This window comes from Dactylosporangium sp. NPDC006015 (assembly GCF_040614215.1).
GTDB classification, from domain to species: Bacteria; Actinomycetota; Actinomycetes; order Mycobacteriales; family Micromonosporaceae; genus Dactylosporangium; species Dactylosporangium maewongense.
Genome location: NZ_JBEXUD010000070.1, coordinates 21,863 through 45,525 on the forward strand (window position 1 = coordinate 21,863; position 23,663 = coordinate 45,525).

At 71.3% G+C, this 23,663-nt stretch carries 26 protein-coding genes; 14 read left to right on the top strand and 12 right to left on the bottom strand.

Features of this window, described 5'->3' with window-relative positions; translation table 11 throughout:
* Nucleotides 1–185: 185 nt before the first annotated feature.
* The 3 genes from ABZ321_RS54495 to nadA form a co-directional block, all read right to left on the bottom strand.
* Nucleotides 186–809, bottom strand: a complete 624-nt coding sequence (locus ABZ321_RS54495) for a DUF3043 domain-containing protein (protein WP_354904353.1) — start codon at nt 807–809, stop codon at nt 186–188.
* 75 nt (nt 810–884) lie between these two features.
* Nucleotides 885–2,228: a UDP-N-acetylglucosamine 1-carboxyvinyltransferase gene (gene murA, locus ABZ321_RS54500; protein ID WP_344506245.1), complete on the bottom strand. Its 1,344-nt coding sequence runs from the start codon at nt 2,226–2,228 to the stop codon at nt 885–887.
* A gap of 181 nt (nt 2,229–2,409) precedes the next feature.
* Nucleotides 2,410–3,573, bottom strand: coding sequence for a quinolinate synthase NadA (gene nadA, locus ABZ321_RS54505; RefSeq protein WP_344506246.1), 1,164 nt, complete (start codon nt 3,571–3,573; stop codon nt 2,410–2,412).
* Between the two features lie 65 nt (nt 3,574–3,638).
* Between nadA and ABZ321_RS54510 the strand changes: the two genes are divergently transcribed.
* From ABZ321_RS54510 to ABZ321_RS54535, 6 genes are all read left to right on the top strand, one after another.
* On the top strand, nt 3,639–4,757 hold the full coding sequence (locus tag ABZ321_RS54510; RefSeq protein ID WP_344506247.1) for a glycerate kinase: 1,119 nt from the start codon (nt 3,639–3,641) through the stop codon (nt 4,755–4,757).
* 148 nt (nt 4,758–4,905) lie between these two features.
* The gene (locus ABZ321_RS54515) at nt 4,906–5,223 is read left to right on the top strand and encodes an iron-sulfur cluster assembly accessory protein (RefSeq protein WP_239136685.1); all 318 of its coding nucleotides are present in this window, start codon (nt 4,906–4,908) and stop codon (nt 5,221–5,223) included.
* 234 nt (nt 5,224–5,457) lie between these two features.
* Nucleotides 5,458–6,438, top strand: a complete 981-nt coding sequence (locus ABZ321_RS54520) for a carbohydrate kinase family protein (protein WP_354904357.1) — start codon at nt 5,458–5,460, stop codon at nt 6,436–6,438.
* A 67-nt stretch (nt 6,439–6,505) separates the two neighbouring features.
* Complete coding sequence (locus ABZ321_RS54525; protein WP_354904391.1) at nt 6,506–6,901, top strand: thioredoxin family protein; 396 nt, start codon at nt 6,506–6,508, stop codon at nt 6,899–6,901.
* A gap of 260 nt (nt 6,902–7,161) precedes the next feature.
* Nucleotides 7,162–7,431: a hypothetical protein gene (locus tag ABZ321_RS54530; protein WP_354904360.1), complete on the top strand. Its 270-nt coding sequence runs from the start codon at nt 7,162–7,164 to the stop codon at nt 7,429–7,431.
* Nucleotides 7,428–7,838 (top strand): DUF4395 domain-containing protein, encoded by a 411-nt coding sequence (locus ABZ321_RS54535; protein ID WP_354904363.1) that lies wholly within the window; start codon nt 7,428–7,430, stop codon nt 7,836–7,838. Before ABZ321_RS54530 ends, ABZ321_RS54535 begins: the two co-directional genes overlap by 4 nt.
* Nucleotides 7,839–8,253: 415 nt before the next feature.
* Here ABZ321_RS54535 and ABZ321_RS54540 read toward each other — a convergent pair whose 3' ends face one another.
* Nucleotides 8,254–8,469, bottom strand: coding sequence for a sulfurtransferase TusA family protein (locus tag ABZ321_RS54540; protein ID WP_354904366.1), 216 nt, complete (start codon nt 8,467–8,469; stop codon nt 8,254–8,256).
* Nucleotides 8,466–9,602, bottom strand: coding sequence for an aminotransferase class V-fold PLP-dependent enzyme (locus ABZ321_RS54545; protein ID WP_344506252.1), 1,137 nt, complete (start codon nt 9,600–9,602; stop codon nt 8,466–8,468). The genes ABZ321_RS54540 and ABZ321_RS54545 overlap by 4 nt, the downstream gene beginning before the upstream one ends.
* Before the next feature lie 149 nt (nt 9,603–9,751).
* Between ABZ321_RS54545 and coxB the strand changes: the two genes are divergently transcribed.
* Both coxB and ABZ321_RS54555 read left to right on the top strand, forming a co-directional pair.
* Nucleotides 9,752–10,570 carry a cytochrome c oxidase subunit II gene (gene coxB, locus ABZ321_RS54550; protein ID WP_354904393.1) on the top strand — a complete coding sequence of 273 codons (819 nt, stop codon included), beginning with the start codon at nt 9,752–9,754 and terminating at the stop codon, nt 10,568–10,570.
* 16 nt (nt 10,571–10,586) lie between these two features.
* The gene (locus ABZ321_RS54555; RefSeq protein ID WP_344506253.1) at nt 10,587–11,030 is read left to right on the top strand and encodes a cytochrome c oxidase subunit 4; all 444 of its coding nucleotides are present in this window, start codon (nt 10,587–10,589) and stop codon (nt 11,028–11,030) included.
* A gap of 48 nt (nt 11,031–11,078) precedes the next feature.
* Here the strand turns inward: ABZ321_RS54555 and ABZ321_RS54560 are convergent, their stop codons facing one another.
* The 6 genes from ABZ321_RS54560 to ABZ321_RS54585 form a co-directional block, all read right to left on the bottom strand.
* Complete coding sequence (locus ABZ321_RS54560) at nt 11,079–11,615, bottom strand: phospholipase (RefSeq protein WP_354904370.1); 537 nt, start codon at nt 11,613–11,615, stop codon at nt 11,079–11,081.
* A gap of 77 nt (nt 11,616–11,692) precedes the next feature.
* Nucleotides 11,693–11,893 carry a hypothetical protein gene (locus tag ABZ321_RS54565; protein WP_344506255.1) on the bottom strand — a complete coding sequence of 67 codons (201 nt, stop codon included), beginning with the start codon at nt 11,891–11,893 and terminating at the stop codon, nt 11,693–11,695.
* Between the two features lie 49 nt (nt 11,894–11,942).
* Entirely contained in the window at nt 11,943–12,752 is an 810-nt protein-coding gene (locus tag ABZ321_RS54570) for a hypothetical protein (protein WP_354904374.1), read from the bottom strand.
* 237 nt (nt 12,753–12,989) lie between these two features.
* Complete coding sequence (gene trpD / locus ABZ321_RS54575; protein ID WP_344506257.1) at nt 12,990–14,033, bottom strand: anthranilate phosphoribosyltransferase; 1,044 nt, start codon at nt 14,031–14,033, stop codon at nt 12,990–12,992.
* Nucleotides 14,034–14,035: 2 nt separating this feature from the next.
* Nucleotides 14,036–14,428: a hypothetical protein gene (locus ABZ321_RS54580; protein WP_344506258.1), complete on the bottom strand. Its 393-nt coding sequence runs from the start codon at nt 14,426–14,428 to the stop codon at nt 14,036–14,038.
* Nucleotides 14,425–15,393: a cytochrome c oxidase assembly protein gene (locus tag ABZ321_RS54585; protein WP_354904377.1), complete on the bottom strand. Its 969-nt coding sequence runs from the start codon at nt 15,391–15,393 to the stop codon at nt 14,425–14,427. The genes ABZ321_RS54580 and ABZ321_RS54585 overlap by 4 nt, the downstream gene beginning before the upstream one ends.
* A gap of 87 nt (nt 15,394–15,480) precedes the next feature.
* Between ABZ321_RS54585 and ABZ321_RS54590 the strand changes: the two genes are divergently transcribed.
* The 5 genes from ABZ321_RS54590 to ABZ321_RS54610 all read left to right on the top strand — a co-directional run bounded on the left by ABZ321_RS54590 (nt 15,481) and on the right by ABZ321_RS54610 (nt 20,614).
* Nucleotides 15,481–16,080, top strand: a complete 600-nt coding sequence (locus ABZ321_RS54590; protein ID WP_344506260.1) for a heme-copper oxidase subunit III — start codon at nt 15,481–15,483, stop codon at nt 16,078–16,080.
* Between the two features lie 76 nt (nt 16,081–16,156).
* On the top strand, nt 16,157–17,023 hold the full coding sequence (locus ABZ321_RS54595; protein WP_344506261.1) for a cytochrome c: 867 nt from the start codon (nt 16,157–16,159) through the stop codon (nt 17,021–17,023).
* Nucleotides 17,020–18,114, top strand: coding sequence for a ubiquinol-cytochrome c reductase iron-sulfur subunit (locus ABZ321_RS54600; RefSeq protein ID WP_344506262.1), 1,095 nt, complete (start codon nt 17,020–17,022; stop codon nt 18,112–18,114). Before ABZ321_RS54595 ends, ABZ321_RS54600 begins: the two co-directional genes overlap by 4 nt.
* The gene (locus ABZ321_RS54605) at nt 18,111–19,748 is read left to right on the top strand and encodes a ubiquinol-cytochrome c reductase cytochrome b subunit (RefSeq protein ID WP_344506263.1); all 1,638 of its coding nucleotides are present in this window, start codon (nt 18,111–18,113) and stop codon (nt 19,746–19,748) included. The genes ABZ321_RS54600 and ABZ321_RS54605 overlap by 4 nt, the downstream gene beginning before the upstream one ends.
* 158 nt (nt 19,749–19,906) lie before the next feature.
* The gene (locus tag ABZ321_RS54610) at nt 19,907–20,614 is read left to right on the top strand and encodes an MBL fold metallo-hydrolase (RefSeq protein ID WP_354904386.1); all 708 of its coding nucleotides are present in this window, start codon (nt 19,907–19,909) and stop codon (nt 20,612–20,614) included.
* 99 nt (nt 20,615–20,713) lie between these two features.
* On the opposite strand, the gene ABZ321_RS54615 is transcribed toward ABZ321_RS54610, so the two are convergent.
* Nucleotides 20,714–21,556 (bottom strand): alpha/beta fold hydrolase, encoded by an 843-nt coding sequence (locus ABZ321_RS54615; RefSeq protein WP_344506265.1) that lies wholly within the window; start codon nt 21,554–21,556, stop codon nt 20,714–20,716.
* A gap of 68 nt (nt 21,557–21,624) precedes the next feature.
* Between ABZ321_RS54615 and ABZ321_RS54620 the strand changes: the two genes are divergently transcribed.
* Nucleotides 21,625–23,565, top strand: coding sequence for a S9 family peptidase (locus ABZ321_RS54620; RefSeq protein WP_354904388.1), 1,941 nt, complete (start codon nt 21,625–21,627; stop codon nt 23,563–23,565).
* Nucleotides 23,566–23,663: the final 98 nt, after the last annotated feature.

A 23,663-nucleotide genomic window follows, 5' to 3' on the forward strand; every position in this document is an offset into this window, starting at 1 on the left:
GCTCTCCTCGCCCCACACCGGCGCCGATCATGCACCGGCGCCCGCCACGCGCCTACCCGGTGAAAATCGTGGTCCGGTCGCGAAGGGAGGGTACGGCTTGGGAGCCTCCCACCGCCACCGTCGGACGGAGCGCCGCCGCCGAATCGTTGTCGCCCGGAGAGCCGGAACCGTCGGCCAGGCGGCCGCTAGACGGTGGCGCCGATCTTCACCTGCGGTTTCGGGTTGCGGATGAAACGGAACGAGATGGCCCGCATGATCGCGTAGAAGTACAGCCGGCCGAGCTTCTCGGTGCTGTTGGGGAAGCGCTGCTTGACGAGGCGCTTGACCGTCCGCGAGATCAGGAAGCTGTCGATCGCGGTCGCGACGGCCATGACGCCGAAGAGGGCGTTCGCCGCGAAGTAGATGCTCGGGTTGAGGTTCTTGTTGAACCCCACCAGCATCACCAGGAACGTGGTGCCGAAGAAGAACGTGCCGATGGTCCGGCGCGAGTCGACGATGTCGCGCACGAGCCGCCGCTCGGGGCCCCTGTCGCGGGCGAGCAGGAAGCGCTCGTCGCCGTTGGCCATGCCCTCGCGGGCCTCGAGGCGCTCCGCCCGCTGCCGCTCCCGCATCTTCTTCGCGGCCTCGCGCCGGTTCGCCGCGGGCGGCTCGGCGACACGCCGGCCGGCCACGACCCGCTTCGGCGTGGTCTTGCCCTGCTCGCGCTTGCTCAGCGTCTGGCGCCGACCGGCCGTGACATCGGCTTCGTCGGGCTCAGGGGCGGGTGCTGCGGCGGGCTCTGCTGACTTACGGGAAAACAACGACGGCACGCCGTGAAGGGTAGCGGACAGTGTGCGAGCGGCCCAACGCCACGGGCCGGTCGCACACTGTCCGCGAAAAGAACGTCAGCCCAGCTCGACGTGGGCGCCCAGGCCGTTGAGCTTGCCCTCGAAGTCCTCGTAGCCGCGCTGGATGAGCTTCACGCCGTACACGCGGGACGTGCCCTCGGCGGCCAGGGCCGCGATCAGGTGGCTGAACCCGGCCCGCAGGTCGGGGATCACCAGGTCGGCGGCGTGCAGCTTGGACGGGCCGGCGATGACGGCGGAGTGCATGAAGTTGCGCCGGCCGAAGCGGCACGGCGTGCCGCCGAGGCACTCCCGGTACGTCTGGATCGTGGCGCCCATCTGGTTGAGCGCCGCCGTGTAGCCGAGGCGCCGCTCGTACACCGTCTCGTGCACGATCGACAGCCCGCGGGCCTGCGTGAGCGCCACGACCATCGGCTGCTGCCAGTCGGTCATGAAGCCCGGGTGGACGTCGGTCTCCATCGCCACGGCGTTGAGCTCGCCGCCCGGGTGCCAGAAGCGGATGCCGCCCACGCCCGGGGTGTCGTCGATCTCGAACGCGCCGCCGACGGACGTGAACAGGTTGAGGAACGTCATCATGTCGGCCTGCCGGGCACCGCGGACGAACACGTCACCGCGGGTGGCGAGGGCCGCCGCGCCCCAGCTGGCCGCCTCGATGCGGTCGGGGATCGGGCGGTGCGTGTAGCCGGTGAGCCGCGGTACACCCTGGATCTCGATCACCCGGTCGGTGTGCACCTTGATGATCGCGCCCATCTTCTGCAGCACGCAGATGAGGTCGATGATCTCCGGCTCGACCGCGGCGTTGCGCAGCTCGGTGACGCCCTCGGCGCGCACGGCCGTGAGCAGGATCTGCTCGGTCGCGCCGACGCTCGGGTACGGCAGCTGCAGCTTCGCCCCGTGCAGCCCGTTGGGCGCGGTGATGTCCATGCCCTTCTCGGACTTCTCCACGACCGCGCCGAACTCGCGCAGCGCCTGGATGTGGAAGTCGATCGGGCGCCCGCCGATGTTGCAGCCGCCGAGGTCGGGGATGAACGCGTGGCCGAGGCGGTGCAGCAGCGGCCCGCAGAACAGGATCGGGATGCGGCTCGAGCCGGCGTGGACGTTGATCTCGTCGACGTTGGCCGACTCGACGTCGGAGGTGTCGAAGTGCAGCTCGCCGTCGAGCGGGCCGCGGGTCACCGTCACCCCGTGCAGCTCCAGCAGGCCGGTGACCACCTCGACGTCGCGGATCGCCGGCACGTCGAACAGCGTGCTCGGAGTCTCGCCCAGCACCGCCGCGACCATCGCCTTGGACACGAGGTTCTTGGCGCCGCGCACCCGCAGCTCGCCATTGAGCGGCGCGCCACCGTGCACGGTGAGGACGTCACCGGCGTCGTAGTTGGTCACGGAAAGACCCTCCTGCAGGCAGGGATTGAAGGCTGATGTGCTGACGGAGCGTGAACCCGCGCAGCAGCATAACCACATCTACGGCATGCGAGCGCCGACCGCACGTCGGTCATGGCACGAAGACGTGACTCCGACAGCGATCAACCTTCAACCACCACAGAGGGTGACGGGGTGTTCGGCGTTACGGCAGGGCGAGCATCCGGTCGAGTGCCACCCGGGCGTGGTGCGCGGTGTCCGCGTCGACGGTGATCACGTTCGGCACGCGACCGGCGACGAGCTCCTCCAGCGCCCACACGAGGTGCGGCAGATCGATCCGGTTCATCGTCGAGCAGTAGCAGACGTTGCGGTCCAGGAACATGATCTGCTTGTCCGGGTGCGCCAGCGCCAGCCGGCGGACCAGGTTGAGCTCGGTGCCGACCGCCCACGCCGAGCCGGCCGGCGCCGCCTCGATCATCCGGATGATGTACTCGGTCGAGCCGACGTGGTCGGCGGCCGTGACGACCTCGTGCTTGCACTCGGGGTGGACCAGCACGTTGACGCCCGGCACCCGCTCCCGCACGTCGCGCACGCTGTCGAGGGTGAACCGGCCGTGCACCGAGCAGTGGCCGCGCCACAGGATCATCTTCGCGTCGCGCAGCTGCTGGTCGGTCAGCCCACCGGCGGGCTTGTGGGGGTCGTACAGCACGCAGTCGTCGAGGCTCATGCCCAGCTTCAGCACGGCGGTGTTGCGGCCCAGGTGCTGGTCAGGCAGGAAGAACACCTTCGAACCCTGCTCGAACGACCACTTCAGGGCCGTCTCCGCGTTGGACGACGTGCACACGACACCGTCGCGGCGGCCGACGAACCCCTTGATGTCGGCGGTCGAGTTCATGTAGGTCACCGGCACCACGTCACCGGCGATGCCCAGCTCGGTGAAGTGGTCCCAGGCCTTCTCCACCTGCACCAGCGCGGCCATGTCGGCCATCGAGCAGCCGGCGGCAAGGTCCGGCAGCACGACCTGCTGCCGGTCGGAGGTCAGGATGTCGGCGCTCTCGGCCATGAAGTGCACGCCGCAGAACACGATGTACTCCGCGTCGGGCCGGGCGGCGGCCTCCCGTGCCAGCTTGAACGAGTCGCCGGTCACGTCGGCGAACTGGATGACCTCGTCGCGCTGGTAGTGGTGGCCCAGCACGAAGACACGGTCGCCGAGGGCGGCCTTGGCGCGCCGGGCGCGCTCGACGAGGTCGGGGTCGCTCGGTGCGGGCAGGTCGCCGGGGCACTCGACACCCTTCTCGGTGTCAGGGTCGGTGCCGCGGCCCAGCAGCAGGAGCGCGGTGGCGGTTGACGACGGTTCAGCCCAGGTCACCCTTCGATCGTCCCACGCGTGCGGTACCGCGGAACTGTGACCTAGCAGACGTGCACAATGTCCGGATGCGTGTCCTGGTGTGTCCCGACAAGTTCGCCGGCACGATCACGGCCGTCGACGCCGCCGAGGCCTTCAGCGCCGGCTGGCTCGCGGCCAGGCCCGGCGACGACCTCGTCCTGCGGCCCCTGTCGGACGGAGGTCCGGGTTTCGCGGATGTACTGGCGGCGGCGCTGCCGCACGCACGCGTCCTGACCGTGCCGGCCACCGGCCCCCTCGGCCGCCCGGCCGAAGGGCACGTCGTGCTCGACGGGACGACCGCCTACATCGAGAGCGCCGAGGTCTGCGGCCTGCACCTGCTCGCCGACGCCGAACGTGATCCGAAGCACACCACCACGTTCGGGCTCGGCACGCTGCTGCTCGCCGCGGTCGAGGCCGGCGCCACCACGCTCGTCGTCGGGCTCGGCGGCAGCGGCACCAACGACGGCGGCGCCGGGCTGCTCGCCGCCCTGGGTGCCGCGCCGCTGTCCCCGTCCGGCTACGCGCTGCCGTACGGGGGCGCCGCGCTGACGGAGTGCGCCTCGCTCGGCGGTACACCCCGGCTGCGCGACGCCAGGATCGTCGCCGCCACGGACGTGGACAGCCCCCTGCTCGGGCTGCACGGCGCGAGCGCCGTCTACGGCCCGCAGAAGGGCGCGACCAGGGAGGACGTCTTCCTGCTCGACGCCGCAATGACCCGCTGGGCCGGCGTCCTGCAGGCCCTGCCCACCGCCCCCGCCGGCCTCGCCGACCAGCCCGGCGCGGGCGCCGCCGGCGGGCTCGGCGCCGCCCTGCTCGCCCTCGGCGGCCGCGTCACCTCCGGCATCGGCCTGGTCCGGGAGCTGACCCGCCTCGACGCCGAACTGGAGGAGGTCTCCCTGGTCGTGACCGGTGAGGGCGCCTTCGACGAGCAGTCGCTGCGCGGGAAGGTCGTGGCGGGTGTGGCGAACGCCGCACGCGACCTCGGTGTGCCCTGCGTCGTGGTCGCCGGGCGGGTCGACGCGGGCCGCCGGGAGGCCGCCAGCATCGGCGTCACGGAGACGCATTCCCTGGTCCAGCACTTCGGCAGCGCCGCCGAGGCGCTCGCCCGACCGGCCGACGGCCTGCGGGAACTGGGCGGACGGCTGGCTCCGCAGTGGAGCCGCTAGCACGAAACCGTGTCACTATGAGAGGGAATGCCGTCGGTCGCCTCCGCGTTGGCAACCGGTGGAACCGTAGACATCACCGCAGGGAGCCTTGATCGTGACCGCTTCTCCGAAGTTTGCCGAGCCTGTTCAGACGGACAACCCGGCCGGCATCGGCCTTACCGCGGATGCCGCTGTCAAGGTGAAGGGCCTGCTGGAGCAGGAAGGGCGGGACGACCTGCGGCTCCGCGTCGCCGTCCAGCCCGGCGGCTGCTCCGGCCTGCGCTACCAGCTGTTCTTCGACGAGCGTTCGCTCGACGGGGACAAGGTCAGCACCTACGACGGCTTCGAGGTCGTCGTCGACCGCATGAGTGTGCCCTACCTCACCGGCGCGACGATCGACTTCGCCGACCGGATCGACGCGCAGGGCTTCACCATCGACAACCCCAACGCCCAGGGCTCCTGCGCCTGCGGCGACTCCTTCCACTAGTTCCCGGCTCATCCCAAGGCCGCTCTCCGACCCCTGGAGGGCGGCCTTTGGTGCCTTTTCTGCTCGCTTCCTGCTCAGCCTTCGCGGGCCATCCGGCCGACGGTGTCGACCAGCTGGCGGCTCCTGCAGGGCGGCCCTTTTGGTGCTCTTCCTGAGCTTTCTGTGGGGTGTCCGCGCTGGCTGGACCGGGACAGTAGTCTGTTCAGGCCCTGCCGTCTTGAGACCGAGGTTTCCATGAAGATCGTCGTCACCGGCTCGATCGCGACCGACCACCTGATGCACTTCCCGGGCCGCTTCGCCGAGCAGCTCCTGCCCGACCAGCTGCACAAGGTCTCGCTGTCGTTCCTCGTCGACGACCTGACCGTCCGCCGTGGCGGCATCGCGCCCAACATCGCGTACGGCATGGCCCTGCTCGGCCTCGAGCCGATCCTCGTCGGTGCCGTCGGCGCCGACTTCGGCGACTACCGCAGCTGGCTCACCCGCCACGGCGTCGACTGCGACTCCGTCTACGTGAGCGAGATCGCGCACACCGCCCGGTTCGTCTGCACCACCGACGACGACATGTGCCAGATCGCCTCGTTCTACGCCGGCGCCATGTCCGAGGCCCGCAACATCGAGCTGTCCCCGGTCAACGACCGGGTCGGCGGCATCGACCTCGTCCTCATCAGCGCCAACGACCCGGTCGCGATGGTCCGGCACACGGAGGAGGCCCGCACGCTCGGCGTGCCCTTCGCCGCCGACTGCTCGCAGCAGCTCGCCCGCATGTCCGCCGACGAGATCCGCAAGCTGATCGACGGCGCCGCGTACCTGCTGACCAACGACTACGAGAAGGAGCTCCTCGAGTCGAAGACCGGGCTCACGACCGAGTCGCTGCTGGACAAGGTCGGCGTCCTCATCACCACCCTCGGCAAGGACGGCGCCCTCATCCGCGGCCGCGGCCTGCCCGCCGAGATCCACGTGCCGGTCGCCAAGGGTGTCGTCGCCAACGACCCGACCGGCGTCGGCGACGGCTTCCGGGCCGGCTTCTTCTCCGCCCTGTCGTGGGGTCTGGGCCTGGAGCGCGCCGCGCAGGTCGGCTCGATGGTCGCCGCCCTGGTCCTCGAGACCGTCGGCCCGCAGGAGTACGAGATCCTGCCCGCCGAGTTCACCAAGCGCATCGCCGAGTCGTACGGCGACGCCGCCGCGGACGAGATCCGCGCCTACCTCCCCGCCTGACGCTGCCTTCCGGGCTCTGAACCATCCCTATCGGTGTAGTAGGTACGGGCGTACAGTTGCCGCTGTGATGATCGTGGTCGTGGCGCTGCTCGCCCTCGCGACCGTGGCGGGCCTCGTCTACCGGGCCCGCTACGGCCGCCTCCGCGCGGCCGGGGGCGACCTGCCCGCGGGCCTGCTCTCCCCGGCCCGCGACACGGTCACCCTGCTGCAGTTCTCCTCCGCGACGTGCGCCCCCTGCCGCCAGGTCCGCGCCGTCTGCACCGACCTCGCCACCACCGTCTCCGGCGTCCGCCACGTCGAACTGGACGCCGAGGAACACCTCGACGCCGTCCGCGAGCTGGGCATCTGGCGCCTGCCGACACTGCTCGTCGTGGACACGCGCGGCACCATCGCCCGCCGCACCGTCGGCGTCCCCGACCGCGCCACCCTCCACGCCACCGTCACGGAGGTCCTGGCCGCATGACCTCCGCCCCGCCTGGCACCGCCGCCCTGCGCGCCACCCACGGGGATCATGGCCGTATGGCCCCCGACCCGAACGGCGTGGTCGCCGGCCGCGCGGTCGCCGACTGGGCTTCCCGGCGCGCTTTCGATTCGGAGCTCCTGGCCGTATGGCCCCCGACGCGGGACTCTCGCAGACCGCACGGTGTCATCGCTCGCCACACTGCCGGCGCCCGCGTCCCCGACCGCGCCGTCCTGCGCGCCACCCACGGAGATCGTGGCCGCATGCCCCCCGACCTCTGCGGCGCCACCGCCCGCCACGCCGCCGCCAGCTGGGCTTCCCCACGCGCCGCCGTCACCGAGGTCCTGGCCGTATGGCCTCCATCGGGTGCCTCCCGCGGCCCGCGCAGCGCCCTCTGCCGCAGCGCAATTTCCCGCCGCGTCATCGCCCACGGCGCGATTTCCCGCCGCGTCATCGCCCATCGCGCCATCGGCGTCGGCCGGCCCGCCCGCGCCGTCCTGCGCGCCACCTTCACGGAGGTTCTGGCCACATGACCCTCGACCCGCGCGGCCCGCGCTTCTCCGCCGCCCTCACCACGGTTGTCTTCGTGATCGTCCTGCTCACCGGCAGCGGCTGGCTCGCCCTCGCCCAGGCGGTGATCTTCGCCGTCGGCGCGTACGACCCCCGCCTCACGCCGTACGGGCTGCTCTACCGCTACCTGATCGCCCCGCGCCTCGCGCCGCCCGTCGAACGGGAGGACGGTGCCCCGGTGCGCTTCGCCCAGGCGGTCGGTCTGCTCTTCACCGTGGTCACCGTCGCCGGCTACCTGTCGGGCGTCACCGTGCTCGGCGTCGTCGGCGCGTCGTTCGCGCTGGTGGCGGCCTTCCTGAACTCCGCGTTCGGCCTCTGCCTGGGCTGTGAGGCGTATCTGCTGATCAAGCGCCTCCGCCCGGCGCAGTAACCCGATCGAGACACCCGATCGCGCCTACGCCCGACGCAGCCGCCCAGCGCGGTCACCCGACGCAGCTGCCCGACGCAGCCGTCCAGCACAGTGGGCCAACCCAGCCGCCCGACCGCCCGACGCAGTCGCCTAACGCGGTCGCTCGACGCAGTCCGCCCAGCGTGGTCGCCCAGCCGCCCGGCGCAGGCGCTCAGCGCGGTCGACCTACGCCCAGCGCGGTAACCCTTCGTCCAACTCGGTAACCCGTTCGTCCAACGCAGTAGAAACCGATCGCGTCCCGCCCGAGCGCGGCGGACCCGATTCGGATGACCCGGTGACGGGCCTCCGCTGTTCCTCGACCGTACCCCAGGCATCCAAGTTGATGTTCGGCGTCGCTACTGTCCGTAGCATACCGGCCGTCGGGAGCGTGGTCAGGTCAGCGGAGCTCGACGGTGTGGCGGGTGTCGTCGGTGGAGATGAAGGTGTGGCCGCGCAGGCGGCACCACGCGGGGATGTCGACCGCGGCCGCCGGGTCGTCGGCGAGGACCTCGATGCGCGTGCCCGGAGGCTGCGTCGCGGCGAGTTTCGCCAGCATGATGACCGGCAGCGGGCAGCGCTTGCCGAGGGCCTCGACCACCAGCGGCACGCTCACATGCCCACCTCGGCCCGCACGTCGGCGACCAGGCCCGGAAGCACTGCCAGGAAGCGGCGGACGTCGTCGGCGGTGACTCCGCTGTGGAGCGAGACGCGGACGTTGCCGTGGGTGAGGACGCCCATGGCGGCCAGGACGTGCGACGGCTGGAGGGTGTCGGCGGTGCAGGCGGAGCCCGACGACACCGCGAACCCGGCCCGGTCCAGGGCGTGCAGGAGGACCTCGCCGTCGACGTACAGGCAGGAGAAGGTCACGATGTGCGGCAGCCGCTCGACGGGGTCGCCGACGATCTCCACGTCGGGGACGGTGGCGGCGACCGTGGTGCGGATCTCGTCGACGAGGGCGCTCAGCCGGACGGCCTCGGCCGCCGCCTCGGCGTGCACGGCCCGTAACGACGCGGCGGCGGCGACCACCGCCGGCACGTCCGCGGGCGGCTCCCACGGCTGCTCCCAGCGGGTGCCCTTGCGCACGGCGAGGACGCCCACCCCGGCCGGCCCGCCCCACTTGCGGGCGCTGCCGGCCAGCAGCGACCAGCCCGTGGGCAGCGGCGCGTGACCGATCGACTGGGCGGCGTCGACCAGCAGCGGCACGCCGGCCGCGGCGCACAGCGAGGCGGCCGCCTCGACCGGTTGCAGCGTCCCCACCTCATGATTCGCGCTCTGGACGGCGGCCAGGGCCACTTCCGGCGAATCCAGTGCCTTCTGGAGGGCGTCGAGGTCGACCCGGCCGGTCAGCGACACCGGCACCGCGGTGGCGTCGGCGCCCGCGGCCTTGATGACCGCGGAGTGCTCGACGGCGCTGTGCACGACGCGGCGCAGGTCGCGGGCCTTCCTGACGCCGCTGACGGCGCGCCGGACCGCGTCGGTGCCGCCGGCGGTGAAGTGCAGCTCGTCGGGGCGGACGCCGAGGACGTCCGCGACGGTCGCCCGGGCCGCGTCCAGCAGCCGGCGGGCCCGCCGGGCAGGCGTGTAGAGCTTGCCGGGGTCGGCCCAGCTGTCGTCCAGTGCGGCCAGAAATGCTTGCCGCGCAACGGGATGCGGCGGCATCGCGGTGGCCGCGTCGAAGTAGACACCCACCTGGGCAACGCTATCGCGAGCCGGACACTGCCACCCCAAGCCGGGCGGACCACTCATGGTCGAGTACGCTCGCCAGCGTTGGTGAGGCTTGCCGCGTGACGCATCCGGAGACGGGCCGCGCGGCGCTGCTAAGGAGGCAGGAGCAGGTGGTCTCAAAGGGTTTGAGCCCCGCGCGCGCCGTCGGGCTCGCCGTCTCGGCCGTCGCGGTGACGACCCTGCTCGCCGGGTGCTCCGTCGACGACGCGTTCGCCGGGTTCGGTTGGCCGAAGGGCATCACCCAGCAGGGCGATCGCATGTACGACCTGTGGATCGGGTCCGTGGTCGCCGCGCTCGTGGTCGGTGTCTTCGTGTGGGGCCTGATCTTCTGGTGCGTCGTGCGGTACCGCAAGCGCGGCGACGAGCTGCCGCCCCAGACGCGGTACAACATGCCGTTCGAGATCCTGTACACGGTCGCGCCGTTCGTGGTCATCGCCGTGTTGTTCTTCTACACCGCGGTCATCCAGACCGACGTCGACCGGCTGTCGAAGAACCCGGACGTCAACATCGAGGTCATCGCCTCGAAGTGGAACTGGCAGTTCGTGTACAGCGACACCAAGGGCCCGGACGGCAAGCCGATCACGACGGTCGGCGCCGACGACTACATCCCGGTGCTGGTGCTGCCGGCGGGCAAGTCGGTGCAGTTCAAGGAGACCTCGCGCGACGTCATCCACTCGTTCTGGGTGCCGGACATCCTGTTCAAGCGGGACGTCATCCCGGGCGTGGAGAACAGGTTCGAGATCAAGCTGAAGGACAACGCCGCCGGCGCCTACGTCGGCCGGTGCGCGGAGCTGTGCGGCACGTATCACTCGATGATGAACTTCGAGCTGCGGGTCGTGTCGGCCGAGCAGTACGGCCAGTACCTGGCCCTGCGGACCACCGGTAAGAGCACCCCGGAGGCCCTGGCGCAGCTGGGCTTCCCGAACCAGGGCTACGCGACGAAGACGCAGCCGTTCGACACCGACCGCACCAAGCGGTCCTCGAGCTGAGAAAGGGCGCGCGGCGATGAAGTCAGAAGGACGCTTGTTCTTCGTGCTCGCGTTGTTCGTGTTCGCGATGGCCGCGCTCTACGGCTGGTGGACCGACGTGGCCCCGCACGAGCAGACCGGACACCGCGGCGTCGAGTGGATCGGCGTGGTCGCGCTGGTCCTGTCGGGGCTGCTGCTCACGATGATCGGCAGCGCGCTGTGGCTGATCTCGCGCCGCATCGAGCCGCGTCCCGAGGACCGGCCCGAGGCGGAGATCCACGAGGGCGCCGGCGACCTGGGCTTCTTCAGCCCGGGCAGCTACTGGCCCGTCGGCATCGCGCTCTCCGCGGCGACCGCCAGCATCGGCCTGGCGTTCGACCAGTGGTGGCTCGTCGCGGTCGGCCTGATCTCGGTCATCGTCGCCACCTGCGGGCTGATGTTCGAGTACTACACCGGCAGCCGGCGCGGCGCCGAGCACTGAGGCACTGAGGTTCGTTGAGAGAAGGGGGCCCCTGGCAGGCCCCCTTCTTCATGCCCTGGACCTGGCGGCGGCGAGCTCGCCGCGCTCCTTGAGGTCCGCGGCGCGCTGCAGGTCGCCGTTGCTGACGACGAGGTTCCCGAACGCGGAAACGGCCTGGTAGTACGTCCACGCGAGGCTGGTGCAGGCCGGCCGGACGAACGCGTTGTACGTGGCGCACTTGGCCTTCAGGTCGCGGTAGAACGCGTCGTCGATGCGGGACTTGTTGGCCGGGAACTGCCCGACCGCCTTGTAGTTGCGGTAGCCGAAGTCGTGCCGCTGGCACGACAGCCGGAAGTCGAAGCCGAGCGGCTGGTCGGGGCTGCTGGAGCAGTAGTCGGTGGACCAGTCGAAGGCGTAGGCGGCCCAGTCGGACTGGTGCTGGCGGGCGGTGTTCCAGGAGTTGTAGCTCGCGGCGGTCGGCTGCGACCACGACGACATGACGGCCAGCTTCTCGTCGATGCCGGCCGCGGCGGCGGGGGATGCGGTGGTGACGATGCCGGCCACCGCGCAAGCGAGCGCGAGGCCGGCGGCGCGCCGGAGATTCATGAACAGATTGTCAGGCCTCGATGTGTACCGGCGGGGAACTTGCGCCGAACGGTATCCACGGAGAGCTGAACGGTCGTTCAGGCCGCTTTCCGTCGCTGCCGGAGGATCACCCGCGAGCGGCGGTCCATCAGCAGGATGACCGGCGCCACCACGATCGCGGCGCCGCAGGCCGTGCAGGCCCGGTCGGGGCAGGTCGCCCGCGGGTGGTCGGGGCACGCCGGCTGTTCGAAGATCCGCTGCCGGGCGCAGGTGTCGCAGTGCAGCTCCATGCGGGTCACGCTGCCACCGCCGGCCGCCCCCGCCCGGGACGGCCCGCGGCGTGTCACATCACTTTTCGGTAGCGCTCGGCTTCGGGGCCCGGGTGGGGCTGGGGATCGCCTTCGCGGCGGGCCTGGCCGAGGCCGTCGCCTTCACGGCCGGCTTCGCGGTCGGCGGCAGGAACGCCTCGTCGCTGACGCTGGGGGTCGTGTACTGCAGGGTGAGCTGCGTGTACTTCCCGGCGTCCGTGGTGCCCTCGAAGTACGCCAGCAATCCGGCCGGGTTGACGCACGCCGTCTCGGTGCGGATGCCGCGCGCCGTCACCGACACGCACTGGGCGTCGCCGCGCTTGGAGGTGCCCGTCCGCACCTCCTCACCCCGGGCGATCGTGGCGAGCCTGCCCATCGCCGCCTCAGGGGCCATGAACTCGCCCCCGAACGCGTCGCTGATGTCCCTGGCCTGGGAGGGGGACATCGTGTCCGCCCCGGGGCCTTCGTCGCATTGAGGGACCGGCTGAGGGCTCTTCTTGGCCTTCGGGGACGGCGAGGGGGTCACGTTCCGGCACAGGTACGTGCCGTCGGGCGTCGCGATGTACGTGACGCCGAACCCCCGGTAGGCCCGTCGCGGCATCGACTGGGAGACGACGACGCCGGCCCCGGCGGCGGTCTGGTACTGGATCGTCGCGTCCGTCTGCAGCCCGAGCACCAGCCTGGACGCGAGACTGTCGACCAGCTCGAGGGCGGGGTTGGCGGCCTCCGCCTGCTCCTGCACCGGTGCGCCGCACGACTTCGCCATCATGCCGGCGAACCCGAGCGTCAACGCCCCGGCAAGGACCGCCGACACCAGCGCCTTTTTCTGCGAGTTGGGAGTGTTGGCCACGTTTCGTCAACGCCCCGCACCGCTTCCGGGTCACGCGGTCGCCGCCTGCCTTTACCCCGGATATGTCCGCTCCGCGAACATATCCGAAATTTCGGTTATGTCGGGCGCGAAGCGCCACGACATAACCGATGAAAACATCACCGGCCCCCGGGCCGCCCGCGTTGATCGAGTAGCGGATCCGGCCGTCATCACGACCGGATCCGTCATTCGATCAAAGGTGGGGTCAAAGAGCGGGCGTTACGGCTTGAAGGCGGCCCAGCGGGTGACGAGCGCGGTCGCGGCGCCCGAGTCGACGGCGGCCGCGGCGCGGGCGATGCCGGCGCGGAGCTGGTCGGGCAGGCCCGTGGGGGAGAGGCCGTCGCGGGCGGCGATGGCGGCGGCCGCGTTGACCAGGACCGCGTCGCGGACCGGGCCGGTCTCGCCGGCGAACATGCGGTGCGCCACCGCGACGTTGTGGGCCGGGTCGCCGCCGCGCAGGTCACCCGGGGCGGAGCGGGGCAGGCCCAGGTCGGCCGCGTCGAGGACCGTCTCGGTGACCGAGCCGCCGCTGACCGCCCACACGCGGGTGGGCGCGCCGGTGGTGAACTCGTCCAGGCCGTCCTCGCCGCGGACGAGCAGCACGGAGAAGTTGCGCTTCGCCAGCACCGACGCCATCACCGACGCCATGCGCGTGTCGAAGCACCCGACGGTCGCCGCGGTCGGCTGCGCCGGGTTGGTGAGCGGGCCGAGGAAGTTGAAGACCGTCGGCACGCCCATCTCGCGGCGGGTGGCCGAGGCGTGGCGCATGCCGGGGTGGAAGCGGGCCGCGAAGCAGAAGCCGATCCCGACCTCCTGCACGCAGCGGGCCACCTCGTCGGGGCCGAGGTCGATGGTGACCCCGAGCGCCTCGAGGAGGTCCGCGGCGCCGGTGGAGGAGGAGGCGGCGCGGTTGCCGTGCTTCACGACCGGCACGCCGGCGGCGGCGGTGACGATCGCGGCCATCGTGGAGATGTTGACGGTGTTGGCGCGGTCGCCGCCGGTGCCGACGATGTCGACGGCGGCGTCGCGCTGGGCGTCGGTGAGCGGGACCTTCGGCGCGATGGACAGCATCGTCTCGGCGACGCCGGCCACCTCGGTGATCGTCTCACCCTTGGCGCGCAGCGCGACGACGAACGCGGCGATCTGGCTGGGCGTGGCCGATCCGGCCATGATCTCGCCCATGGCCCAGCCGGTGTCGTCGTTGGACAGGTCCTCGCCCCGGAGCAGGGCGTTGAGCAGCTGGGGCCAGGTCCGCTCGCCCATGCTCAGCCCTGGACGGGGAGCGAGCGCAGGAGGTCCGACACCGTCTTGCCCGTGGTGACCGGGTCCAGCGGATACATGATCGTGCCCTCGACCCGCGCGTAGGACGCCAGCCAGCGGTCGGCGGCCCGGGCGATCGCCAGGACGACCGGCGGCGGGTCGGTGATCTCGTCCTTGAGCTGGCGGGCGATGCCGAGACCCCCGCCGGGCGTCGCCTCGCCGTCGAGGACCAGCAGGTCCACGTCGGTGTCGTCGACGAGCCTGACGACCTCCGCGTAGGTGGAGGCGTCGACGAACTTCACCGTGAGGTCGGCCGCGGGACGGCTGCCGATGGCGAGCCGCATGCGGTCGCGGACCTCGGGATCGTCGCTGTACAGCAGGACGGTGTGCTGTGTCATGTGCGCGCTGCTCCTCGTGTGGCGGGTGCCTCGGGGATCGTACCGTCATCGGTGATGGTGATGCCGGTGCGGGCGGACCACTCCTGCTCCTCGATCCGCTGCCGCTCCTCGCGGTCGAGTTGCCGGTCGATCCGCTTCGCCTCCCGGTCCGACTGGCGCATCCACTGCACGACGAGCACGGCGAGCATCGTCACGGAGACGAACTCCCCGCCCGCCCACAGGACCCCGCCGGCGACGACCTGGTCGTGCACCGGGTCGGCCCAGGCCAGGCCCAGCGACGGGTACCAGTCGCCGCCGAGCAGCTCCTTGCTCTGCATGATGGTCAGCCCGAGGACCGTGTGGAACGGCGTCGACAGGAACATCAGCAGCGCCCGCGCCGGGTACGGCCAGCGCCCCGGCAACGGGTCGAGGCCGATCAGCGGCCAGAAGAACAGGCAGCCCACGGCGATGAAGTGCGCGTGGGTCAGCTCGTGCACCCAGCCGTGGCGCATCGTCAGTTCGTACAGGCCGGTGAAATACAGCACGAACGGCGTCACGACGAAGAAGCCGAACGCCACCAGGGGGAACGCGAGGATCCGCGCCGCCCGCGAGTGCACCACGGTCAGCACCACCCGCCGGCCCCGCGGCGGCAGCGTGCGCAGCGCGAGGGTGACGGGCGCGCCGAGGGCGAGGAAGATCGGCGCGATCATCGACAGCATCATGTGCTGGATCATGTGGACGCTGAGCAGGGTCGTGTCGTAGCGCTCGACGCCGGACATGGTGACCGCCGCGATCGAGCCGAGGCCCGGCCCGAGGAAGAGCACCACCCGCGCGAGGGGCCACGCGTCGCCGCGCCGGCGCAGGCTCAGCACGCCCGCGAGGTACACCCCGGCGGCGACGACCAGCAGCAGCGTCAACCACGACACGTGCACCGTGCCGAGGATGCCCGCGACGGACGGAGGCCCTGGATCTGCAGCTAGCAACACGTGCACAGCCTATGCCGGAGGCCGAATCGTCCCTCTCTGGTGGACCCCGTGAAAAGTCGCTGATGATCGGGGGGCAATAATGACGGCGTGACTGCGGCCCCAGCGATTGCCAAGAGCCAGATCCACTCACTGACCAGGCCCAACATGGTCAGTGTCGGGACGATCGTGTGGCTCTCCAGCGAGTTGATGTTCTTCGCGGCGCTGTTCGCGATGTATTTCTCGATCCGTGCGGCGGCTCCTGAGCTGTGGCACGAGCACACCGAGGTCCTCAACGTCTGGTACGCGTTGACCTTCACCACCGTCCTGGTGCTGTCGTCCATCACTTGCCAGATCGGCGTGTTCCGCGCCGAGCGCGGTGACGTGCACGGCCTGCGCCGGTGGTTCGCGCTGACCTTCGTGATGGGCCTGATCTTCGTGCTCGGCCAGGCCAACGAGTACGTGACCCTGGTCTCCGAGGGTGTGAAGATCAACGGCGACGGTTACGGCTCGATGTTCTACCTGACGACCGGCTTCCACGGCCTGCACGTCACGGGCGGGCTCATCGCCTTCATCATCTATCTGATCCGCACCACCATGGGCCGGTTCACCCCCGCCCAGGCCACCGCGGCGATCGTCGTGTCGTACTACTGGCACTTCGTCGACGTGGTGTGGATCGCACTGTTCGCGATGATCTACTTCCTGCAGTAGGAGTCCGGGCCGCGTCACGCTCCCGGGACCACCACTTCTCCTCCACGACTTAGGTGATGATCACAAAGGTGAGGCCATGACTTCTGAGCAGAGCAAGCGGCCGCTTGCCCGGCTGGTGCCGGGTGGCGCGCGCGCGGCGCGAGGCAAGCTGCGCCGGCGGTTGTCGGCGGCTGTGCGCCTGGTCGCGGCGCTCACGATCGTCGGCGGCCTCTACACGTCATACGCGCCGGGCGTCGGTCGCGCCGAGGACACCGTGAAGCTGTCCGACGCGGCGGCCGAGGGCAAGGCGATCTACGAGGTCAGCTGCATCACCTGCCACGGCCGCAACGCCCAGGGCGTCGAGGACCGGGGACCGAGCCTCATCGGCGTCGGCTCCGCCGCGGTGGAGTTCCAGGTCAACACCGGCCGCATGCCGCTCGCGCGCCAGGAGGCGCAGGCCGAGCGCAAGCAGCCGCAGTTCAACGAGGAGCAGGCCGCGCAGCTGGGCGCCTACATCCAGGAGCTCGGCGGCGGTCCGCAGCTGCCCAGCGCGGCGAGCCTCGACGAGCAGATCAAGCAGGCCCGGGGCGACGACAAGATCCTCGCCCACGGCGGCGAGCTGTACCGGGTCAACTGCTCCTCGTGCCACGCGTTCTCCACCGGCGGCGGCGCGCTGTCGTCCGGCAAGTTCGCCCCGTCGCTGGAGCACTCGACCAACCGCGACATCTACGCGGCGATGCTGACCGGCCCGCAGAACATGCCCGTGTTCGGCAACAACCAGCTGAGCCCGGACGACAAGGCCGCGATCATCGCCTACATCCAGAACCTCAACAAGAGCCAGGCGAGCGACCCGGGCGGCTGGAACCTCGGCCGGTACGGCCCAGTGCCCGAGGGCCTCGTCATCTTCCTCGTCGGTATCGCGGCGCTCGTGTTCGCCACGCTGTGGATTGCAGGGAAGTCATGACCACCCACCACCCGTCCGACGACGAGTTCGACGCGAGTGACGCGTCCCTGACCAGGTTCGACCTGGTCAGGGAGGGCGCCCGCCGCGACGGTGTCGAGATCGTGCACTACGCGCCGCGGTTCCCGGTCCCGGGCACCCGCGCGGAGCGCCGCATCGAGCGCGTCCTGGCGTTCCTGTTCCTGCTCACCGGCCTGGCGTCGACCGCGTTCGTGGTCGCCTACATCGCCTGGCCGTGGAAGTACGGCGAGGGCGACGCGACCTACCGCGACCTCTACCCGTACTACACGCCGGTCCTCGGCGCGACGCTCGGCCTGGCCCTGCTCACCCTGGGCCTCGGCATCGTCGTGTGGAGCAAGAAGCTCCTGCCCGAGGAGGTCTCGATCCAGGAGCGGCACGACGGCCCGTCCGACAGCACCGAGCAGGTCCTGACCGCGGCGACGATCCTGAACATGGGCGACGAGCTCGGCCTCAAGCGCCGCCGCTTCGTCGGCATGGCGTTCCTGGCCGGTGCCGCCCCGCTCGGCGCGGTCGCGGGCGCGCTGCTCGTCGGCTCGCTGATCAAGGCGCCGACGCAGGACGGCGACAACGTCTTCTTCACCACCGGCTGGGACCCGAAGTACAACGACGGCAAGCCGGTGCGCCTCACCCACGAGGACGGCACCCCGATCCGCCCCGCCGACGTCAGCATCGGCGGCCAGATCACGGTCTTCCCCGGCATCCCGCACGGCGCCACCAACAAGTGGGCCGACTCGCCGACGCTGCTCATCCACCTGCGTGAGGTGGACGCCGAGGCGACGCTGGGCAACGTCAAGGAGATCAACAAGGGCTCCCAGTGGCAGAACTTCGTGGCCTACTCGAAGATCTGCACCCACGCCGGCTGCCCCGCCAGCCTGTACGAGCAGCAGACCAACCGCCTGCTGTGCCCGTGCCACCAGTCGCAGTTCCAGATCACGGACAACGCGCGGCCCATCTTCGGTCCGGCCAGCCGCGCCTTGCCCCAGCTGCCAATTACGGTGGACGATGAGGGGTACTTCATCGCGACCTCGGACTACAAGATTCCGGTCGGACCGGCCTTCTGGGAGCGGCCATGAAACGGCGTAAGATCGACGTCCGGGCTCTCCCGGCCAACTCCGCCAAGGCACTCGACGAGCGGTTCCAGGCGGCCACCCCGCTGCGGCGGTTGATGAACAAGGTCTTCCCCGACCACTGGTCCTTCCTGCTGGGTGAGATCGCGCTCTACTCGTTCATCGTCCTGCTGCTCAGCGGCATCTTCCTGTCGTTGTTCTTCGACCCGTCGCTGCGCGAGGTCGTGTATGACGGCAGCTACGCGCCCCTGAAGGGCGTGGAGATGTCGCAGGCGTACAACACCGCGCTGCACATCTCGTTCGACGTGCGCGGCGGCCTCTTCATGCGCCAGATGCACCACTGGGCCGCGCTGCTGTTCATGGCCGCGATCGTGGTGCACATGTTCCGGGTCTTCTTCACCGGAGCGTTCCGCAAGCCCCGCGAGGCCAACTGGATCGTCGGCGTCCTGCTCTTCTGGATGGGCTTCCTCGAGGGCTTCGGCGGCTACTCGCTGCCTGACGACGCGCTGTCCGGCACCGGCCTGCGCATCGCCAGCGCGATCATGCTGTCCATCCCGATCGTCGGCACCTGGGTGACCACGTCGCTGTTCGGTGGTGAGTTCCCGGGTGAGGTCATCCTCGACCGCCTCTACATCGTGCACGTGCTGCTGGTCCCGGGCGCGCTGCTCGGCCTGATCAGCGTGCACATGGGCCTGCTGGTGAAGCAGAAGCACACCCAGTGGCCCGGCCCCGGCCGCACCAACAACAACGTGGTCGGCGTGCGCATGTTCCCCGGCTTCGCGGCCAAGGCCGGCGGCTTCTTCATGATCGTGTTCGCCATGATCGCGGCGCTCGCGGGCCTGTTCCAGATCAACCCGATCTGGCTGTTCGGCCCGTACAAGGCGGCGGTCGTCTCGGCGGCGAGCCAGCCCGACTGGTACGTCATGTTCCTCGACGGCTCGACCCGACTCTTCCCGGCCTGGGAGATCCGGTTCGACTTCTTCTACGGTGACGGTTACACCATCCCGCCGATCTTCTGGCCGACGGTGGTGCTACCCGGCATCCTGACGATGTTGCCGATCTTCTATCCGTTCATCGAGGCCAGGTTCAGCAAGGACAAACGGGTCCACAACCTCCTGGAGCGCCCGCGCGACAACCCGCTGCGGACCGCCCTGGGCTCCATGGCCATCGCGTTCTACGTGGTCCTGCTCATCTCCGGCGGCAACGACGTCCTCGCGGACAAGTTCCACATCAGCCTCAACGCGATGACGTGGGCCGGCCGCATCGGCATCCTGGTGCTCCCGCCGCTGGCGTACTACGTGGCGTACCGGGTGGCTCTCGGCCTGCAGCAGCACGACCGCGAGGTCCTCGCCCACGGCGTGGAGACCGGCATCATCCGCCGCCTCCCCGACGGCAAGTTCGTCGAGATCCACCAGCCGCTGCCCTCGGGCAACGGCCACGGCCCCGCCGAGGAGGCGCACGGCGAGGCCCACGGCCTCGACTACGCCGGCTGGGTCGTGCCGAAGAAGATGAACCGCCTCGGTGCCCTGGCCCCGACGGTGAAGGGCTTCTTCTACCCGATCGAGAAGGCCGGCCCGGCCCCCAAGCCGCGCCAGGTCGCCGAGGACCGTGACCGCGAGGAAATCACCAGCGGCCACTGACCCCGATCCCGTGCGAAACCCCCGGCTCCCTCGCGGAGCCGGGGGTTTCGTCATGTCAGGACCGCGAACGGGAGCCCTCGCGGGGGTTCGCCGGTAGCGGATCCGCTGTGGGCGGACCGCTCTGGGCCCCGGCACCCGGTCGGGCCTACGGTCCGGGGATGGACCTGGTCGAGCTCCTGCCCGAGCGTCTCTATCAGTTCGCGTTCCCCGTCGGGCACGCGTATCTCTGGCGTGGCCCAGAGGGGCTGACCATCGTCGACACCGGGCTGCCGGGATCGGCGCCCCTGATCGCGGCGGCCGTCGAATCCCTCGGACTCGACTGGCGCGACGTGCGGAACCTCCTGCTCACCCACGCACACCCCGACCACACCGGTGCCGCCGCGGACATCGCCGCCTGGGGCGACGTCACCGTCCACGCCCACGCGGGCGACGCCGAGGCCGTCCGGGGCAGGGCCGCGGTCCCGCCGCCCGTGCTCGACGGCTGGGAGCGTGACCTGTACGAGCAGGTCCACGCCACCCTGCCCGACGCCCCGGCGCCGCCGGCCAGGGTGGACCGGGAACTGCGCGACGGCGACGTCGTCGACCTGGGCGGCGGGGTGACGGCCACGGCCGTCGAGGTGCCGGGGCACACCCCGGGCAGCGTCGCGTTCCACCTGCCCGGCCCGGGGGTGCTGTTCACCGGCGACACGATCGCCAGGACGCCCGACGGCGCGGTCATCCCGGGCGTGTTCAACGCGGACCCCGGCCGGGTCGCCGAGTCGTTCCGCCGGCAGGCCGCCCTGCGCCCGGCGACGGTCTGCTTCGGCCACGGTGCCCCGCTCACCGACCAGGCGGCGAGGCTCCTGACGGACGCCGCACCGCGGTGAGCGACCTGGCCGAGGCCGTACTGCGGTAGAGGCCGACGCCGCTTCGCGGTGAGCGACCTGGCCGACGCCGCACCGCGTAAGAGGCCGGCGGTGGGTGTGTTACAGGGTGGTGGCCCAGGCGGCGACGCGGGCGGCCAGGGGAGCGCCGTGGCGGGCCCAGGTGAAGTGGTCGATCGGGGAGCCGGCGTCGGCGGCGGAGTAGTGCTCGCGGACGACCGCCGCCGCGGACAGCTTGGCGGTCAGCCGATCGACGGTGGGCGCTGGCGTGTACTGGTCGGCCTCCATGTCGACGGCCAGGACCGGAAGTCGTACACCTGCCAATGACGCCTCGACGTCGACGCCGTCCAGCGCGGGATAGCGGCCGGTCCGGGCGGTGTGCGCCCAGCCCTGGATGACCGGGCGGGACTGGCGGCCGCCGAAGCCCCAGCCCGGCCACACGCCGAGGACCGTCGAGGCGGCGGCGATCGCCTGCGTGAACGCGAGCGTGCCGGGCCCCGTGAAGCCCGGGTAGCAGCGCCAGTACGGCAGGCCGACCGCGAGCAGGGCGAGGCCGTCGACGCCGGGGTCCAGGCCGGCGGCGTGGCGGACGGCGAGGTGCAGGGCGCAGACCTGGCCGCCGAGGGAGTGGCCGACGAGCAGCGTCCGGCGGCCGGCGCGGCGGGGCTTCAGGGCGTCCAGGACGGCCTCGACGTCGGTGGTGAGCTCGGCGAGGCCGTAGCGGGAGGACCGGGACGGGCGCGGGGTGCTGTCGCCGGTGCCGCGCAGGTCGGCGACGACGACCTCGACGCCGTCGGCGTTCAGGGCGGCGGCGAAGTGCCGGTAGTAGCGGGCCGGCACGCCCATCGCGGGCCACAGCACCGCGAGGGTGGGGGCGTCGTCCGCTGGATACGCGTGCAGCGCGACGCGATCGGCGCCGCGATCAAGAAACTCCACGGACTCCATGGATTCGTAGGGTAGAGGTAGGAGGTTACTGGCGAGTAAGAAGTGTGACTCAGACTACTGTGCGGGGCGTGAAGCCAATCGATCTGTCCCAAATGCGCCTCCCCGGCGCGCCCGCGGTCAGCCCGGACGGCACGATCGCCGTCGTGCCGGTGTCCCGGCTGGAGTTCGCCGCCGACTCGTACACCTCCCAGCTCTGGCTCGTGCGGACCGACGGCGGCGCCGAACCCACCCAGCTCACCCACGGGTGGCACGACAGCGCGCCGCGGATCTCGCCGGACGGGCGGTGGCTGGCGTTCCTGCGGGCGACGAAGGCGGTGGGGAGCCGGGCGGGCGGCCCGAAGGCCGAGCACGACAGTGCGCCGCAGCTGTGCGTCATGCCCCTGGCCGGCGGCGAGCCGCGCCGCCTCACGGACCTGCCGCTGGGCGCCGGCACGCCGGCCTGGTCACCGGACAGTGCCCGGTTGGCGTTCTCCGCCCGTGTACCGCAGGACGGCCGCTACGGCACGGGGAAGACCGACGACGGCGAGACGGTCGGCGCCGACGGCGAGCCACCCCGGCGGATCACCCGCTACTTCTACCGGGTGGACGGCCTCGGCTTCCTCCTGGACCGGCCGGCCCACCTGCACGTGGCCGACCTCGACGGCACCGTGACGCAGCTGACCGACGGGGAGCTCGGCCACGGCGACCCGGACTGGAGCCCCGACGGGCGGACCCTGGCGTTCGTGTCCGAGCGGCACGACACGAGGGGCGACGACTTCGCGTCCGACGTGTGCGTGATGCCCGCCGGCGGCGGCGAGATCCGGGTGCTGACGGACACCACGTACAGCGCCGGGCTGTGCCGGTGGGCGGCGGACGGCCGGTCGGTCGTCTTCACCGCGAACCTGGCCGGCGAGGGCCGCGTCGACCCGGTGATCCGCAACGAGTCGCTGTGGTCCGTGCCCGTCGAGGGCGGGACGGCCCGGCAGCTGCTGGACGCGGAGGCCTACACGCTCGCCGCGCCCGGCGGTGACATCGCCGCCACCGGACGCGGCGTGCTGTTCACCAACGAGCACCGCGGCGCCGTGCAGCTGCTGCGCGTCCCGTACGACGGCGGGACCCCCGAGATCGTGGTGGACGGGCCCCGCCAGGTGGCCGGCTTCTCCGAGGCCGCGGACGGCACGCTGGTGACGACGATCGCGGGGCCGGCGGACTGGGGCGAGGTCTACACCGGCGACACCAGGCTCACCGGCTTCTCCGCCGGCGTCACCGCGCTCGAGCAGGTCGAGCTGACCGCGACCGCGCCGGACGGCTACCCGGTCCACGGCTGGGTGGTCAGGCCCGCCGGCGACGGCCCCCACCCGGTGCTGCTGATGATCCACGGCGGGCCGTTCGCGCAGTACGGGTGGCGCCTCTTCGACGAGGCGCAGGTCTACGCAGGCGCGGGCTACGCGGTCGTCTACGGCAACCCGCGCGGCTCGTCCGGCTACGGCGAGGCGCACGGCCGGGCCGTCCGCGGCAACGTCGGCGAGGTCTCGGCCAGGGACCTGCTCGCCCTGCTGGACGCGGCGCTGGAGGCCGGCGACCTCGACGGCGACCGGGTCGGCGTGCTCGGCGGGTCGCACGGCGGGTTCATGACCACCTGGCTGGCGGGCCGGCACGGCGACCGGTTCAAGGCCGCGGTCTCCGAGCGGGCCGTCAACGCGATCGACAGCTTCCAGGGCAGCTCCGACATCGGCTGGCTGTTCGCGGACTCGCTCTACGGCGCGAACGGCGGCTCGTTCGAGCAGCAGAGCCCGCTCACGTACGCCGGAAAGATCGAGATCCCGGTGCTGATCATCCACTCGGAGCACGACTGGCGGTGCCCCGTCGAGCAGGCCCAGCGGCTGTTCGTGGCGTTGAAGCGGCGCGGGACGCCGGTGGAGCTGCTGCTCTTCCCGGGGGAGGGGCACGAGCTGTCCCGGTCCGGGCGGCCGTCGCACCGGGTGGCGCGCTTCGACGCGATCCTGGAATGGTTCGGCCGGCACGTGTGAGCTGACCATTGGGGAGTGGGGGGGGGGGGGGGGGGGCCCCCCCCCCAAGGGAACAAATAGAATTTGAGGTGGAGGATGTCGGGGGTTGGCGGCCCCCC

What these genes read in the sequence shown, in the direction of transcription:
- ABZ321_RS54510 (WP_344506247.1), top strand. Translation starts at nt 3,639, where the DNA reads ATGCGTGTCCTGGTGTGTCCCGACAAGTTCGCCGGCACGATCACGGCC.
- ABZ321_RS54520 (WP_354904357.1), top strand. Translation starts at nt 5,458, where the DNA reads ATGAAGATCGTCGTCACCGGCTCGATCGCGACCGACCACCTGATGCAC.
- ABZ321_RS54525 (WP_354904391.1), top strand. Translation starts at nt 6,506, where the DNA reads ATGATCGTGGTCGTGGCGCTGCTCGCCCTCGCGACCGTGGCGGGCCTC.
- ABZ321_RS54530 (WP_354904360.1), top strand. Translation starts at nt 7,162, where the DNA reads ATGCCCCCCGACCTCTGCGGCGCCACCGCCCGCCACGCCGCCGCCAGC.
- ABZ321_RS54535 (WP_354904363.1), top strand. Translation starts at nt 7,428, where the DNA reads ATGACCCTCGACCCGCGCGGCCCGCGCTTCTCCGCCGCCCTCACCACG.
- ABZ321_RS54545 (WP_344506252.1), bottom strand. Translation starts at nt 9,602, where the DNA reads ATGAGTGGTCCGCCCGGCTTGGGGTGGCAGTGTCCGGCTCGCGATAGC.
- ABZ321_RS54555 (WP_344506253.1), top strand. Translation starts at nt 10,587, where the DNA reads ATGAAGTCAGAAGGACGCTTGTTCTTCGTGCTCGCGTTGTTCGTGTTC.
- ABZ321_RS54560 (WP_354904370.1), bottom strand. Translation starts at nt 11,615, where the DNA reads ATGAATCTCCGGCGCGCCGCCGGCCTCGCGCTCGCTTGCGCGGTGGCC.
- trpD (WP_344506257.1), bottom strand. Translation starts at nt 14,033, where the DNA reads ATGGGCGAGCGGACCTGGCCCCAGCTGCTCAACGCCCTGCTCCGGGGC.
- ABZ321_RS54580 (WP_344506258.1), bottom strand. Translation starts at nt 14,428, where the DNA reads ATGACACAGCACACCGTCCTGCTGTACAGCGACGATCCCGAGGTCCGC.
- ABZ321_RS54595 (WP_344506261.1), top strand. Translation starts at nt 16,157, where the DNA reads ATGACTTCTGAGCAGAGCAAGCGGCCGCTTGCCCGGCTGGTGCCGGGT.
- ABZ321_RS54600 (WP_344506262.1), top strand. Translation starts at nt 17,020, where the DNA reads ATGACCACCCACCACCCGTCCGACGACGAGTTCGACGCGAGTGACGCG.
- ABZ321_RS54605 (WP_344506263.1), top strand. Translation starts at nt 18,111, where the DNA reads ATGAAACGGCGTAAGATCGACGTCCGGGCTCTCCCGGCCAACTCCGCC.
- ABZ321_RS54610 (WP_354904386.1), top strand. Translation starts at nt 19,907, where the DNA reads ATGGACCTGGTCGAGCTCCTGCCCGAGCGTCTCTATCAGTTCGCGTTC.
- ABZ321_RS54615 (WP_344506265.1), bottom strand. Translation starts at nt 21,556, where the DNA reads ATGGAGTCCGTGGAGTTTCTTGATCGCGGCGCCGATCGCGTCGCGCTG.